Raw genomic sequence first — 14,499 nt, forward strand, 5'->3', positions numbered from 1 at the left:
TGAATATCAAAAGTTCTGAGGCCGAATGATGTATAGCTCAGGAATGTTTTTTGTCTATTTGTTTTCATCCGCCCTGGTGTTTGCGCTGGTCAATCGCGTATTACGTCATCGTCTGACTTATTTATCGGCCTTATCCGTCCTGGCTGCATTAGGCTGGGGCTATATTTTTCAGGGTGATTACCGTGTTCCCGCGGTCGTTTTTTTCAGTTTTTACCTTGTCGCCACGTTAAAAGAAAAAGGATGGTTAAAAACCTGGCAGGCTATTGTGTTAACGCTGCTTCCTTTATTTTTGGTGAAATTGCACGTTAATCATCATCTCGGCATGATCGGCCTCTCTTTTATGACGTTCCGCGCGGTGGACGTGCTGCTCTATCGCAGTAAAAAAGAAGGGCAGAATTTCCTGCACTATTTCTGCTATCTGTTTATGCCTTTTATTATTCTGGCTGGCCCAATGTACCGCTGGCGGACATGGATGAGCGACGTCAGCAAGCCCGTCTTTGCCCTTAACCGCGAACAGTTTTTAGTCGCGTTAGAGCAAATTATTACCGGCATTATCCAGAAGTTCCTGTTTGCCATGCTGATTGATTCACTTGTCGTGCAGCCCTGGAGCCATAAGCCGTTTACGCTGACCGTGGGCGTGGTGATGTCGATTGCCTATAGCGCCTACCTCTACTTTGATTTTGCGGGCTACAGCAATATGGCCATCGGCGCAGGCCGCCTGTTTGGGTTGAACATTCCGGCAAACTTCAATATGCCGCTTCTGGCGAAAAATCCGCAGGACTTCTGGCGCCGCTTCCACATCAGCCTGTCTGAATGGCTGCGCGACGTGGTGTTTATGCCCATTTATATGAACCTGATGAAGTTCAACTTTTTCCGCCAGAACAAAACGCTGGCGCAAAATATCGGTATTTTTTGCACCCTGTTCTGCATGGGGGCGTGGAACGGCCTGGAACGCCATTACGTCATCAGCGGCGCGCTGTTTGGCGCGATTTCCGTCGCGCACAACATGCTGTTGTGGTCAGCCAAACGCAGCCCGGCGTTACAACGTGGCTTGCAGTATCCGGCCGTTGCGTTTTTAGGGCGAATTCTGACGCTGGGAAGCGCCGCGGGCTCCCTTTACATCTTTAGTGGAATGTCACCTCTATGAAAAATCACACCGATCTGCAGGAACTGCAGGATTTCTTGCGTGCGGCATTATACGATCCCGCCTCCCCGCAGCAGCTGGCCATCAGCGGCAGCGACGAGGCCTTAAGCTGGCTGCAGCTTTCCGCTGCCGTGACGGACTGGGCACAGCGCTATGAGCGTTGCCAGCCTGTTGCCGGTACGCCGGTCGTATTGTACGGACACCAGCAGGCCGAATTCGCCGTGGCGATTTATAGCTGCCTGCTGCACAACATTCCGTACATTCCGGTGGACTGCATTTACCCGCAGGAGCGCCTCCGGGAGATCTGCCATCTGGCCAGCGCCCCTTACTATTACGACGTGGCGACGCGGCAGTTCCTCGCCACCGGCGAGGCGGGCAAGGTGCTGGAGGAGCAGGATCTGGCCTATATCATGTTTACCTCAGGCAGCACCGGCAAACCGAAAGGCGTGCAGATTGGTCGTGAAAGCGTATGGCACTTCATGAAGTGGGTCAGTCAGGACTTTTCGCTGCCGGAAAAACCGGTGCTGATGAACCACGCGGTGTTCAGCTTTGACCTCTCCCTGATCCCTTTACTGGCGAATCTGGCGATGGGGGGCCACATCGTGCTGAACGCTAAAGAGGATATCCAGAAAGAGAGCTGGCTGGCACGGCTGAAAAGCAACGCGGTCTCCGCCTGGGTTTCCACCCCCTCTTTTGCCTACCAGCAGCTGCTTTCCCCGCACTTTAACAGCGAGTATTTACCTGCACTCAGCGTCTTTATCTTTATTGGCGAAGTGCTCAATAAAGCGCTGGTTAAACAGCTGCGTCGCCGCTTCCCGCAGGCCAGAATCATCAACTCCTATGGCCCAACGGAAGCGACCATCGCAACGACCGTGGTTGAAATCACGGATGAGATCCTGAATAGCGACAGCGCCGTGCTGCCGGTGGGGGTCATGATGCCTGACAGCCGAATGGAAATTTCCGCCGAGGGCGAGCTGATTATCTGGGGTAAAAACGTCATGCGCGGCTACCTCGGCCTGCCGCAGGAGAACGCGGCAAAACTGCTGCGTCGGGAAAATGACGCGTTCCGCGGCTACCGGACCGGCGATCTCGGTTATGAAGACGGGCTTATCTACTGTCAGGGCCGCAACGACAGCCAGGTCAAGCTGAATGGCTACCGCATTGAGATCAACGAGATCGAAAACCGCCTGCTGGCCATGTCCGGCATTAACGAAGCGGTGGTGATGCCGCTGATGAAACCCTGCGGCAGCGTGCTGCGCATCGCCGCGTTCTGCGTGACGGATATGGCACCGGATGCGATCAAAACCTCACTGTCGAAGGTGGTTCCCCACTATATGGTGCCTTCACAAATTATCGTAAAAGACGCTTTGCCGCTGAATCCTAACGGCAAAATTGACCGCAAGCTGCTGGACGCTTACGCCCGCACACATTAATTATCCCAGGAAAAATGATGGAACAAGATATTCTCGCCCTGTTTGAAAAAGTGTTATCCCGCAAGGTGGGCTTTCACGATGAACTGATTGAATCCGACATTCTCGACTCCATTCTGGCGGTCGACATGGTGCTGGAGGTGCAGGACGTTTACGGCTGTACGATCCCGCCGACCGACGTGGCGACGGTGCTGAAAACCCCGGCAGATCTTGCCCGCTATATTGAAGAGAACCGTTAACGCCCGCTCCTCTGATGGCTCCGGGGATCTCACCGGGGCCCATCATTCGCTCTCCCCTTCTGGATATCTTTCACAGGAATGAAACCCACCGCTTTTACTATTTCTCCTACACTTTAGGGGTACTGTCGGTACGGGAAAAAAACAAGCCAACATCATCAGGACAATAATGGTTCGCTATGCGTTCAGCCAGCGATCGTTGTGTCTTTCACAGAGGAGTCTGCGGTATGGCATTCGTAACAACGAAAGACGGCGTCAACATTTACTACAAAGACTGGGGTCCGAAAGAGGCTCAGCCCATTGTTTTCCATCACGGCTGGCCGCTGAGTGCCGATGACTGGGATAACCAGATGCTCTTCTTCCTTGCAGAAGGCTATCGCGTTATCGCTATCGATCGTCGTGGTCACGGCCGTTCTGATCAGGTCAGTGAAGGGCACGATATGGATCATTATGCGGCCGACGCGTCAGCCGTGGTTGAAAGCCTGGACCTGCACAATGCCGTGCACGTCGGCCACTCGACCGGCGGTGGTCAGGTTGCCCGCTATGTTGCGAAGTACGGCCAACCGCAGGGGCGCGTCGCCAAAGCGGTGCTCGTCAGTTCCGTTCCTCCTCTGATGGTCAAAACGGACACTAACCCCGGCGGGACGCCCGTTGAGGTTTTCGACGGCTTCCGTAAAGCGCTGGCGGCTAATCGCGCCCAGTTTTACCTCGACGTCGCCAGCGGTCCTTTTTACGGTTTTAACCGGGAGGGAGCCGAGGTTTCACAGGGTACGATTCAGAACTGGTGGCGTCAGGGGATGATCGGAAGCGCCAAAGCCCACTATGAGGGGATCAAGGCGTTTTCAGAGACCGATCAGACAGAGGATTTGAAAACCATTACGGTTCCCGTTCTGGTGATGCAGGGCGACGACGATCAGGTTGTGCCTTATAAGAATGCCGCCCTTCTGCAGGATAAGCTGCTGGCGAACAGCGTGCTGAAAATCTATCCGGGCTTCCCGCACGGGATGCATACCACGCACGCGGATACCATCAACGCGGATATTCTGGCCTTTATTCGTTCCTAGACGTCAGGTTTACAGATAAGCGCAAAAGAAAAACCCCAGCTTAACGAGTAAGCTGGGGTTTATATCTGGCGGAAGCGCAGAGATTCGAACTCTGGAACCCTTTCGGGTCGCCGGTTTTCAAGACCGGTGCCTTCAACCGCTCGGCCACACTTCCTGAGTGAGGCGAACTATAAACACCTCACCGCATGCTGTAAAGAGCGGCTGCACTCGTTCGCTGTAAAAATAGCCAAAACGTGTTTAATCGGTTGAACTGACAACATATCGGCGATTTTATCAGCATAAAATCCAGCCCTCTCGCTTAGTGCTTTTTGATGTACATATCTTTTGTGAAGTAGTACCCCAGCTTATCCGGCGTAAAGCCACCGACCCACGGTTTGACCAGGTGCGTACGGACGTAGTGATAAACCGGAATGGCTGGCACATCACGGCCCAACAGGTCTTCCGCCTGCTGGTAGAACTTACCCCGCTCTGCCGGCGTTTTGGCTTTTGCGGCGTTGATCAAGGCTTGATCGTAGTCCGGGTTGCTGTACTGGCTGGTATTTTCACTGTCGCCGGTACGGAAGTTGTTCAGGAAGGTCGCCGCGTCGTCGTAGTCGGCAATCCAGGCGTAACGTACCGCGTCAAAGTTGTGGGTGTGCATGGTGTCCAGCATGGTTTTCCACTCCTGGTTTTGCAGCTTCGCGTCTACGCCGAGGTTTTTCTTCCACATAGAGCTGGCTGCAATCGCGATGCGCTGGTGCGATTCAGAGGTGTTATAGAGCAGGTTGAAGCTCAGAGGATGGCTTTCGTTATACCCGGCCTCGTTGAGCAGTTTTTTCGCCTCAGCGATGCGCTTCTCCAGCGGCCAGCTGGCATAATCCGGATTCTGCAGCTTGACCCCGCCAATGTCCGGCTGGCTAATCAGCCACGCCGGGCGCTGTCCCTGCCCTAACACTTTTCCGGCAATGATGTCTTTATCCAGCGCCATATTTAGCGCCTTACGCACCCGCGCGTCGTTGAACGGCGGCCGGGTGGTGTTGAATTCGTAGTAATAGGTCGCCAACTGCGGGGAAACATCCAGCTGGCTGCCCAGGTTTTTCTTGAGCTGGGCAAACTGGTTAATCGGCACCGTGTACACAATATCAATTTCGCCCGCTTTGTAGCGGTTCACATCGGAGGCCTCCGAGGTGATGGGCAGGTAGGTCACCTTGTTGATGACGGTATGCGCGTTATCCCAGTAGCGCGGGTTACGCTCCGCCACAATGCGCTCGTTGACCACCCACTGAGACAGTTTATACGCCCCGCTGCTGACGAAATGCTCCGGTTTAGTCCACTTTTCGCCGAAACGGCCAATCAGCACTTTATCCACTGGCACCAGCGACGGGTGCGCCAGCATCGCCAGAAACGCCGCGTTGGGCTGGGTGAGCGTCACTTCCAGCGTGGTGTCGTTGATTGCTTTTACGCCCAGCGTGTCGGGTGATTTTTTCCCCTGAGCGATATCGGCCGCGTTGGCGATATGCATGTTGCCCGGATAGCTGGCATAGGGAGAAGCCGTTTTAGGGTCGATCAGGCGCTGCCAGCTCCAGACCACATCCTCTGCGGTAATCGCCGTGCCGTCGCTCCAGGTGATGCCCGGACGCAAGTGGAACGTCCAGACGGTGTTGTCCTTGTTCTCCCATTTTTCTGCCAGCCGTGGTTGAATTTCCCCTGACGGGGAAACACTCACCAGACCTTCGAATAAATCGCTGATAATATTAAATTCGACATCGCTTTCGACTTTATGCGGGTCGAGCGAGGCCGGTTCGCTACCGTTGTTTCTGACCAGTTCCTGTTTTTCGGCCAGCGCGGTTCCTGCCGGCACATTCGCCGCCCAGGTCGCCGTGCTGGCGCACAGGATCCCTGCGGTGAGTAAAGTGAGCGTAAAGCGCGTGCGTGTTTGTGGTTTCATTTCCTTCGCCTTATTGTCTGTTTTGTGACGATCCGGAAATAACTCTTAGCGGCCTTATGGTAATAAAGCAATATTTTTCAGTAACCTATAAGAGGTTGATCTGATTAATCTCGACAAACCGTTGTTCATACTGATGAAACGTATTTCTGCAGAAGAAATAACCAGCTCCGGCGCTAACCTGCTGAGTAAAGATGGGTAAAACCACTTTGAGACTGACGCGCCGTTTCCTATTCTTTCCGTTAATTACATCTGTCATAAGAGAGTGACTCATGGATCGTATAATTACTTCCTCACGCGACCGCACATCGCTACTCAGTACCCACAAGGTGCTGCGCAACACCTACTTCATGCTCAGCCTGACGCTGGCGTTTTCGGCGATCACCGCTACCGCCAGCACCGTGCTGATGCTGCCGTCTCCGGGGCTGATTCTGACCCTGGTGGGCATGTATGGCCTGATGTTCCTGACCTACAAAACCGCTGACAAACCGGTCGGTATTCTTTCCGCATTCGCCTTCACCGGCTTCCTGGGCTACATCCTGGGGCCGATCCTGAACGCGTACCTGTCTGCCGGCATGGGTGACGTGATTGGCATGGCGCTGGGCGGCACCGCGCTGGTGTTCTTCTGCTGCTCGGCCTACGTGCTGACCACGCGCAAGGACATGTCCTTCCTCGGCGGTATGCTGATGGCGGGTATCGTGGTGGTGCTGATTGGCATGGTGGCAAACATCTTCCTGCAGCTGCCTGCCCTGCACCTGGCAATCAGCGCGGTGTTTATCCTGCTGTCATCCGGCGCGATCCTGTACGAAACCAGCAACATCATTCACGGCGGTGAGACCAACTACATTCGCGCGACCGTGAGCCTGTATGTGTCGCTGTACAATATCTTCGTCAGCCTGCTGAGCATCCTGGGCTTCGCCAGCCGGGATTAACCCACCGCGCTGTGAACCTGGCCCCGCTTATGCGGGGCTTTGTTTTTTGGTACACTGCTGCGGTTTTTGACTGACGCGTGAATGACTATGTTAAGTTTTGAAGGCAAAGAGTTTGAGACCGATAATGACGGTTATCTGAAAGAGAGTGGCCAGTGGAGCGAAGCGCTGGCAGAAGTGATTGCTGAGAAAGAAGGGATTACCCTCTCTCCCGAACACTGGGAAGTAGTCCGTTTCGTGCGCGAATTCTATCTCGAATTCAACACCTCTCCGGCGATCCGCATGCTGGTTAAAGCCATGGCCAACAAGTTCGGCGAAGAGAAAGGCAACAGCCGCTATCTGTATCGTCTGTTCCCGAAGGGCCCGGCAAAACAGGCCACCAAAATTGCCGGCCTGCCAAAACCGGTGAAGTGCATTTAGTAGCGTATACCGAAGTTAACGTACTCCCGGCCGGGTTGATGCGGTTCCGTTAGCACCTTATCAACCCGCGCGCTGCGCGGCCCGCCCGCCTTCAGCCACGCCATCAGTTTTTCAACCTGCTCAGCGTCGCCGCAGGCGACCACCTCAACGCTGCCGTCGTCCATATTTCGCGCGTATCCCGTAAGCCCAAGCTGAACGGCCTCGCGCTGAGTGCTGTAGCGGAACCCGACGCCCTGAACGACGCCGTGAACCCAGGCAATGGTGCAGACTTTTGACATTTTTCTTCTCCTTAACGTAGCGTTTTCGGCAAACAACCATAGTGCTGCCGGAAACGGGCGGTGAAACGAGAGCTGGAAAGATACCCACATTGTAATGCGATTTCGCCAATCGGTAATCGGGTTGACTGTAGCTGCGACAAAGCAACGGCCATCCTCACCTCCTCGACAATCTGGCGAAAACTCTGCGACTCCTCGCGTAACCGCCTGCGCAGCGTCGGTACGCTTAATGCGAGACGGCTGGCGACGTCCTGCGCGGTCCAGGCTCTGGCGGGCGACAGCATAATGAACTGCCGCACCTGCTCGGTCAGGTTACTGCTCCGCTCAACAAGCAGCGGACCTGCCACGCCGTCATGCAGCAAGGCCAGCAACAAACCGAAGGCCTGATGTTTTTGCAACGCCTCCGGTAACTCCTGACGCACGGCGTGCAGCAGGTTATCCCACATAAACGCCAGCCCTTCGCTCAGCGGAGCACAAAGCGAATGCAGCGTCGTGCGCGGCCAGGATTTCAGGTAATGTGCCTTAAACTCGGCGACGATCTCCGGGGACAACATCAGCAAATCCGAGTGAAACAGACCGTTTACAGGCTGATTGATAATCTCCATCGCCGTATTGGCCGGGATAATAATCAGCTCATCCCGGGTTGCCACCAGTCGGTTGTCGTCCTGCACAATCACCTTGCTGCCATGCGTGATATGACAAATGGCCGGAAAAAAGAGCTTAACCTGGTGCAGGCGATGCATTTTGCTGGCGGTCACTTCACCCGCCGTAAGGTGTTTATGTCGAAAATGGAACTCCTGCACCGGTTCATCCTTATCTGCTGTAGGTTGCGGTTAACTGCGCCTTTGCCAGAACGTGACTATTAAGCATAAAGCCGACCAGCGCGCCGCTGGCATTTTTGTCGACAGGCAGTTTATCCACGTCCAGCGCCCAGACGGTAATCTGATAACGGTGAGGCTTATCTCCTGCGGGCGGACAAGCGCCGCCGAATCCAGAATAACCGAAATCATTACGCCCCTGCACAGCACCGGCAGGTAATTTCTCGCCATTAGGGTTTCCGGCCCCAGCGGGCAGCGTCGTTGTCTTCGCGGGAATGTTGGCTACTGTCCAGTGCCACCAGCCGCTGCCGGTGGGGGCATCCGGGTCATAGACCGTAACGGCAAAACTTTGCGTACCGGCGGGCGGACTTTTCCACGCCAGTTGCGGAGACTGATTACCGCCGTGGCAGCCGAATCCCTCGAATACCTGCGGCTGCGCTAAATGGCGCTCGCCGGAAATATCCTGACTGGTGATGCTGAAAGGCGTTGCCGCTGAAACCTGAAAACTCATTGCCGCCAGAGCGGCTATTGCGATCACACTTCGCTTTTTCATGGGTGCTCCCTCTGCTGTACCGGAAGCCCCACTGTAATGCCGGCTGCAATATCGTAATGTGCCTAAGCGATTTGATTTTGTGCCGAAACGCTCAACGGCATCCGCAGATGATTGCGCCTTGCTGAATGTGCTACTCTACGCGCCATTTCCCTGAAATCGACAGAACAGCAAATTATGAGTGTACGTTTAGTGTTAGCCAAAGGGCGCGAGAAATCATTACTGCGCCGTCATCCCTGGGTCTTTTCCGGCGCGGTTGCCCGTATGGAAGGCAAAGCCAGCCTCGGTGAAACCATTGATATCGTTGACCACCAGGGGAAATGGTTAGCGCGAGGCGCCTACTCGCCAGCGTCCCAGATCCGTGCTCGCGTCTGGACCTTCGATAAAGATGAAACCATCGATATCGACTTCTTCGTCCGCCGTCTTCAGCAGGCGCAGCAGTGGCGCGACTGGCTGGCAAAGCGCGACGGTCTGGACAGCTACCGCCTGATTGCCGGTGAATCCGACGGCCTGCCGGGCGTCACCATTGACCGCTTCGGTAACTTCCTCGTGCTGCAGCTCCTGAGCGCAGGAGCGGAATACCAGCGTGCCGCGCTGATTAGCGCGCTGCAAACCCTGTTCCCTGAATGCGCTATCTACGACCGCAGCGATGTGGCGGTGCGCAAAAAAGAGGGTATGGAGCTGACTCAGGGGCCGGTCACGGGTGAACTGCCGCCTGCCCTGCTGCCAATTGAAGAGCACGGCATGAAGCTGCTGGTGGATATTCAGGGCGGGCACAAAACGGGTTACTACCTTGACCAGCGCGACAGCCGTCTGGCTACGCGTCAGTATGTTGCCGACAAACGCGTGCTGAACTGCTTCTCCTACACCGGTGGTTTCGCCGTTTCGGCGCTGATGGGTGGCTGTGCTCAGGTGGTCAGCGTGGACACCTCGCAGGAAGCGCTGGACGTGGCAAAACAGAACGTCGAGCTAAACAAGCTGGATCTGAGCAAAGCTGAATTTGTTCGCGATGATGTGTTCAAGCTGCTGCGTAAATATCGCGACCAGGGCGAGAAGTTCGACGTCATCGTGATGGATCCGCCAAAGTTTGTGGAAAACAAAAGCCAGCTGATGGGCGCGTGCCGCGGGTATAAAGATATCAACATGCTGGCTATCCAGCTGCTGAATCCGGGCGGGGTTCTGCTCACCTTCTCCTGCTCCGGCCTGATGACCACCGATTTATTCCAAAAAATCATCGCCGATGCCGCAATAGATGCCGGGCGTGATGTACAATTTATAGAGCAGTTCCGTCAGGCAGCCGATCACCCCGTGATTGCTACCTACCCGGAAGGACTGTATCTGAAAGGGTTTGCCTGTCGCGTCATGTAACTTGAAAAGAGAAATATTGCCCACACGTAATGTGTAAGTAGTGTTTCCCGGGAGGTGACTATGATTGCCAGCAAATTCGGTATCGGCCAGCAGGTCCGCCACACTTTGCTAGGGTATTTGGGTGTGGTCGTGGATATCGACCCGGAGTATTCCCTTGATGAACCGTCAGCAGACGAGCTGGCGGTCAACGCAGAGCTTCGCGCTGCGCCCTGGTACCATGTGGTGATGGAAGGTGACGACGGACAACCCGTTCATACCTACCTTGCCGAAGCGCAGCTGAGTAGCGAGCTACAGGAAGAGCATCCGGAACAACCCACGATGGATGAACTTGCTCAGACTATCCGCAAACAGTTACAGGCTCCGCGCCTGCGGAACTAAGCGTGTAAAAAAAGCCCGATGACGGGCTTTTTTTTATTATTTCGCCAGCCCCAGACGGGGGATATCGATCGCCGGACAGCGATCCATGACGACCTTCAATCCCGCATCACGCGCCAGCACGGCGGCCTGCTCGTTAATTACACCTAACTGCATCCACAGCGTTTTCGCCCCTACGGCGATAGCGTCCTGCGCCACTTCCCATGCAGCCTCGGAATTACGGAAGACATCGACCATATCGATTTTTTCCGGCACGTCAGCGAGCGTGGCGTAACCCTGCTGACCCAGCAATGTTTTCCCCGCCACTTTTGGCGACACCGGGATAACGTGATAGCCCTGATCGAGAAGGTATTTCATCACCCGATAGCTTGGACGGTCGGGTTTATCGCTCGCGCCCACCAGCGCAATGGTACGCGTGGATGTCAGAATCTCGGCAATATCGTTCTCTTTCATGGTTTTTCTCCTGGCTTTTTTAAAAGTGTACGCCAAAGCGCACATCTCAACCATCCATCCCATACAGATGTATGAGGGCAAAACGGTGAAATATGTCTATATGTTAGTAAACGTGATTATCGAAAGATTTAGATACATTAATGCGGCGAAAGGATTTCTGACGGGAGCCTTCTATGAAAACCGGTATTGCCACTGCTCTGATTGCGTTAGTGATGCCGGTCTGCGTATTTGCCACCACGCTCCGGCTTTCTGGCGATATTGATCTCCTGGTACTGGACGGAAAAAAGGTCTCCAGCTCGTTATTGCGCGGTGCTGACAGCATTGAGTTAGATAACGGGCCGCATCAGCTGGTGTTCCGGGTCGAAAAATCGATCGGCCTGAACAACCATGAGCAACGGATGTACATCTCTCCGCCGCTGATTGTCAGCTTTAACACCCGGCAAATCAGTCAGGTGAACATTACCCTGCCTCGCCTTGAAACGGAGAAGGAATCAGCGGCCTTTGACGCCTCGCCGCGCGTTGAGCTGCTGGACGGGAATGCGATGCCGATTCCGGTGAAGCTGGATATTCTGGCGTTGACCCACTCCCCGAAAAGCCCAGACTACGAGGCCGCGACGCAGGTCTATAACAAAGCCGGTAAACGCGCCTCCCTTCCGCAGTTTGCCACCATGATGGCGGATGACAGTACGCTGTTATCCGGCGTCTCGGAACTGGACGTTATTCCGCCGCAGTCCCAGACGCTGACGGAACAGCGTCTTAAATTCTGGTTCCAGCAGGCCGATCCCGACACGCGGGCCCGCTTTTTACAGTGGGCAAAGCAGCAACCTTCATCATAAGCCACATTTTTTACGCCTTTCTCTTGCAGGGTCAGGCGGTTCCCGTCATCGTGTAGTCAGTTAACCTGATGGAAATGATTATGGAACTGACAACACGCACGCTGCCTGAACGTAAACACATTGCGCTGGTGGCGCACGATCACTGTAAACAAATGCTGCTTAACTGGGTTCGCCGCCATCAGCCGTTGCTGCAAAAGCACGCCCTCTCGGCGACCGGTACCACCGGTAACCTGATCCAGCGCGAAACGGGCCTGGAGGTGAATGCGATGCTGAGCGGCCCGATGGGCGGCGATCAGCAGGTTGGCGCGCAAATTTCCGAAGGGAAAATTGATGTGCTGATCTTCTTCTGGGATCCGCTGAACGCGGTTCCGCACGATCCGGACGTCAAAGCGCTGCTGCGCCTGGCGACGGTGTGGAATATTCCGGTGGCGACGAACCTGTCGACGGCGGATTTCATCATTGAATCACCGCAGTTTAACTCGCCGGTTGAGATCCTTATTCCGGACTATCAGCGCTATCTGTCCGAAAGACTGAAGTAGCTTTTTTGCCGGGTGGCGGTTACGCCTTACCCGGCCTGGAAAATCTTGCCTGACGCCGTTACGGCTTTCTCGCCACCGGCACATCAATACTCTTCAGGATATCGACAAACACGGATGGCTCTTCTTTATTGAACAGCAGCCACACGCGATGCCGCGCGCGGGTGATGGCCACGTACAGCAAACGCCGCTCTTCGGCGTCCGGAAAGTCTTCCGGCACCGGCAGCAGTGCCTCTTCCATAACCGACTCGCGAGCCGGGGCCGGGAAACCGTCGCTGCCCTCTTTCAGCCCCACCACAATCACATAATCGGCCTGCTGCCCTTTGCTGGCGTGAATGGTCATAAATTCAAGCTGCAGTTTCGGCCAACGGGTGGCGGCTTTTTCCAGCGCCGCGGGTTTAAGGTGATGGTAGCGCGCCAGCACAAGGATACGCTCATCGGGCTTCGCATAGCCGCTGAGCTTGTCCAGCAGCGGCTCCAGCTGATCATCCGCCAGCAGGGTGACCGCTTTTTTATCCCCCGGGCGCAGGCTATTGAGCGGCTTTGCCAGCTGATGCGGGTTCTGCTGGATAAAGCGGTTGGCGATCTCACCAATTCGTGAATTGAAGCGGTAGGTGGTGTCCAGATCGCTGCGGTCACCCTCGCCAAAATAGTGGTGGAACGCGGTCGTCAGTGAAAGCTGCGCCCCGCTGAAGCGGTAGATGGCCTGCCAGTCGTCCCCCACCGCAAACAGCGAGGTATGTTTATTTTGCGCCCGCAGCGCCGAGAGCAGTGCAGCACGCTGGGGTGAGATGTCCTGGAACTCATCCACCAGAATATGTTTCCATGGGCTGACAAAGCGCCCCTTCTCAAGAATGATGATAGCCTGATGGATCAAACCGGAGAAATCGACGGCATTTTCCTCTTTCAGCGCGGTTTTCCAGGCTTTCAGCAGCGGAGCCATCAGCTTGACCCGCTTCGAAAACAGATCGCGGATCGCCTCCGGCGCGCTTTCAATCATCTCTGCCTGTGAGCCGCCGTGCATTCGCATCAGGCTGACCCAGCGGTCAAGTCGCGAGCCGAGCCGACGCGCCAGTTTTTCATCCTGCCAGAAGCTGCCCTCCGGTACCTCCCAGTTGAGTTCCTCTTCCAGCCACTGGCGCCACCCTTTCGCCTGCGCCTTTTTCTCACTGCACTGCTGACGCCACGTTTTAATAAACAACGCCTGCCGCGCCTGCGCGTCGTTTTCCAGTTTACTGATGGCAGGCACTTTTTTGCTGCCCTGCTGAATGATATGCAGCGCGAGGGCATGGAAGGTTCTGGCCGTGATATCCCGGGTGTGCAGGCGTTCCTGGATACGTTCATCCATCTCCTGGGCAGCCTTACGGCCAAAGGCCAGAAGCAGGATCTGATCGGCAACGGCCTCCCCGGTGGTGAGAAGCCAGCCCGCACGCGCCACCAGCACCGACGTTTTACCGCTTCCGGCCCCCGCCAGCACCAGCAGCGACTGCTCGCCGTTGACCACCGCGCGCGCCTGAGCAGGGTTGAGCGGTGAAGATTCCACCGTGCTGAAAAAGTCGGCGTATTGGGTGAGCATGGCGTCTGTCCAGGCCTGATTATGCGCCAGCCGGCTTTTATCCATATCGTTCAGCCAGGCCTGACACTGACGCCAGGCGTCGCGACAGTTGTCGAACTCATCAAGACGCGTCACGGAGAGCGGCAGCGCCAAGAGTGCCTGCCGGATCTTTTGCTGTAGCCCGGCGGTCTGCTGACGTGTCAGCCACGTTTGTTGCGCGTTGCTATGGGCAATATCGTCCAGCACCTGCTGCAGTACCTGAGCGGCAATGACGCTCATGTCGTGACTCCACTGCTGCCAGAGCGCGTTCAGGTGATGATGGAAACGCTGGGTTTCCGCCCACTCGGTGCCGTGAAGACGTACGACTTTATCGTCAGGCAGAACAAACTCCAGCTCGCCCCACACCAGCCCGCGCTTGCAGTGAATAGCCAGAAGCTGATTAAACGGAATAAGGTATTCGTGGCGTTCTCCGGTGACTTTCACCCCGGCATTGAGCAGAACAACTCTGTCATAGGGGTGTTGCGCCAGGCGTTTGCCTAAAGAAGTTGCTTTCAGTTCCATGTCCCGCCAAATCCACGAAGAGATA

General features: G+C 55.4%; 16 protein-coding genes and 1 tRNA gene. 10 read left to right on the plus strand and 7 right to left on the minus strand.

All coding sequences use genetic code 11. The annotated features are described in order from the left end of the window. Positions 1 to 28: 28 nt before the first annotated feature. The 4 genes from AB8818_RS06330 (at position 29) to AB8818_RS06345 (ending at position 3,874) form a co-directional block, all read left to right on the plus strand. Complete coding sequence (locus AB8818_RS06330; RefSeq protein ID WP_163329601.1) at positions 29 to 1,147, plus strand: MBOAT family O-acyltransferase; 1,119 nt, start codon at positions 29 to 31, stop codon at positions 1,145 to 1,147. Then, positions 1,144 to 2,577, plus strand: coding sequence for an AMP-binding protein (locus tag AB8818_RS06335; protein ID WP_192982994.1), 1,434 nt, complete (start codon positions 1,144 to 1,146; stop codon positions 2,575 to 2,577). The genes AB8818_RS06330 and AB8818_RS06335 overlap by 4 nt, the downstream gene beginning before the upstream one ends. A 17-nt stretch (positions 2,578 to 2,594) precedes the next feature. Continuing rightward, entirely contained in the window at positions 2,595 to 2,813 is a 219-nt protein-coding gene (locus tag AB8818_RS06340) for an acyl carrier protein (RefSeq protein ID WP_116340856.1), read from the plus strand. 224 nt (positions 2,814 to 3,037) lie between these two features. Continuing rightward, positions 3,038 to 3,874 (plus strand): alpha/beta fold hydrolase, encoded by an 837-nt coding sequence (locus AB8818_RS06345; protein ID WP_116340858.1) that lies wholly within the window; start codon positions 3,038 to 3,040, stop codon positions 3,872 to 3,874. Positions 3,875 to 3,940: 66 nt separating this feature from the next. Here the strand turns inward: AB8818_RS06345 and AB8818_RS06350 are convergent. Beyond that, a tRNA-Ser gene (locus AB8818_RS06350) sits at positions 3,941 to 4,028 on the minus strand. Between the two features lie 144 nt (positions 4,029 to 4,172). Then, positions 4,173 to 5,801 (minus strand): ABC transporter substrate-binding protein, encoded by a 1,629-nt coding sequence (locus AB8818_RS06355; RefSeq protein ID WP_163328643.1) that lies wholly within the window; start codon positions 5,799 to 5,801, stop codon positions 4,173 to 4,175. 269 nt (positions 5,802 to 6,070) lie between these two features. Between AB8818_RS06355 and yccA the strand changes: the two genes are divergently transcribed. Both yccA and tusE read left to right on the plus strand, forming a co-directional pair. Continuing rightward, positions 6,071 to 6,730, plus strand: coding sequence for an FtsH protease modulator YccA (gene yccA, locus AB8818_RS06360; protein ID WP_013097244.1), 660 nt, complete (start codon positions 6,071 to 6,073; stop codon positions 6,728 to 6,730). Positions 6,731 to 6,817: 87 nt separating this feature from the next. Next, positions 6,818 to 7,147, plus strand: a complete 330-nt coding sequence (gene tusE / locus AB8818_RS06365; RefSeq protein ID WP_163329600.1) for a sulfurtransferase TusE — start codon at positions 6,818 to 6,820, stop codon at positions 7,145 to 7,147. On the opposite strand, the gene yccX is transcribed toward tusE, so the two are convergent. Genes yccX through AB8818_RS06380 form a run of 3 tightly spaced genes read right to left on the minus strand, consistent with a single transcriptional unit; the run spans position 7,144 to position 8,793 of the window. Further along, positions 7,144 to 7,425, minus strand: coding sequence for an acylphosphatase (yccX, locus tag AB8818_RS06370; protein ID WP_163328641.1), 282 nt, complete (start codon positions 7,423 to 7,425; stop codon positions 7,144 to 7,146). The two genes, tusE and yccX, sit on opposite strands and share 4 nt — an antisense overlap. Positions 7,426 to 7,436: 11 nt before the next feature. After that, positions 7,437 to 8,225, minus strand: a complete 789-nt coding sequence (locus AB8818_RS06375; protein WP_163328639.1) for an AraC family transcriptional regulator — start codon at positions 8,223 to 8,225, stop codon at positions 7,437 to 7,439. Positions 8,226 to 8,235: 10 nt separating this feature from the next. Continuing rightward, positions 8,236 to 8,793, minus strand: a complete 558-nt coding sequence (locus tag AB8818_RS06380; RefSeq protein WP_163328637.1) for a kinase inhibitor — start codon at positions 8,791 to 8,793, stop codon at positions 8,236 to 8,238. 174 nt (positions 8,794 to 8,967) lie between these two features. Here AB8818_RS06380 and rlmI point away from each other — a divergent pair, with 174 nt between their 5' ends. Then, positions 8,968 to 10,158: a 23S rRNA (cytosine(1962)-C(5))-methyltransferase RlmI gene (gene rlmI, locus AB8818_RS06385; protein WP_032658151.1), complete on the plus strand. Its 1,191-nt coding sequence runs from the start codon at positions 8,968 to 8,970 to the stop codon at positions 10,156 to 10,158. Positions 10,159 to 10,218: 60 nt separating this feature from the next. Beyond that, the gene (gene hspQ / locus AB8818_RS06390) at positions 10,219 to 10,536 is read left to right on the plus strand and encodes a heat shock protein HspQ (RefSeq protein ID WP_008499919.1); all 318 of its coding nucleotides are present in this window, start codon (positions 10,219 to 10,221) and stop codon (positions 10,534 to 10,536) included. Positions 10,537 to 10,572: 36 nt separating this feature from the next. On the opposite strand, the gene AB8818_RS06395 is transcribed toward hspQ, so the two are convergent. Continuing rightward, a complete protein-coding gene (locus AB8818_RS06395) occupies positions 10,573 to 10,986 on the minus strand; it encodes a CoA-binding protein (RefSeq protein WP_028012609.1) in 414 nt (137 codons plus the stop codon). Positions 10,987 to 11,159: 173 nt separating this feature from the next. Between AB8818_RS06395 and AB8818_RS06400 the strand changes: the two genes are divergently transcribed. Further along, the gene (locus AB8818_RS06400) at positions 11,160 to 11,822 is read left to right on the plus strand and encodes a DUF2057 family protein (protein WP_116340894.1); all 663 of its coding nucleotides are present in this window, start codon (positions 11,160 to 11,162) and stop codon (positions 11,820 to 11,822) included. A gap of 80 nt (positions 11,823 to 11,902) precedes the next feature. After that, positions 11,903 to 12,361, plus strand: coding sequence for a methylglyoxal synthase (mgsA, locus tag AB8818_RS06405; protein ID WP_116340896.1), 459 nt, complete (start codon positions 11,903 to 11,905; stop codon positions 12,359 to 12,361). 58 nt (positions 12,362 to 12,419) lie between these two features. On the opposite strand, the gene helD is transcribed toward mgsA, so the two are convergent. Then, positions 12,420 to 14,474 carry a DNA helicase IV gene (helD, locus tag AB8818_RS06410; protein WP_163328632.1) on the minus strand — a complete coding sequence of 685 codons (2,055 nt, stop codon included), beginning with the start codon at positions 14,472 to 14,474 and terminating at the stop codon, positions 12,420 to 12,422. Between the last annotated feature and the right edge of the window lie 25 nt (positions 14,475 to 14,499).

It is taken from the genome of Enterobacter sp. KB-280D8 (genome assembly GCF_041399405.1).
GTDB lineage: Bacteria > Pseudomonadota > Gammaproteobacteria > Enterobacterales > Enterobacteriaceae > Enterobacter > Enterobacter cloacae_N.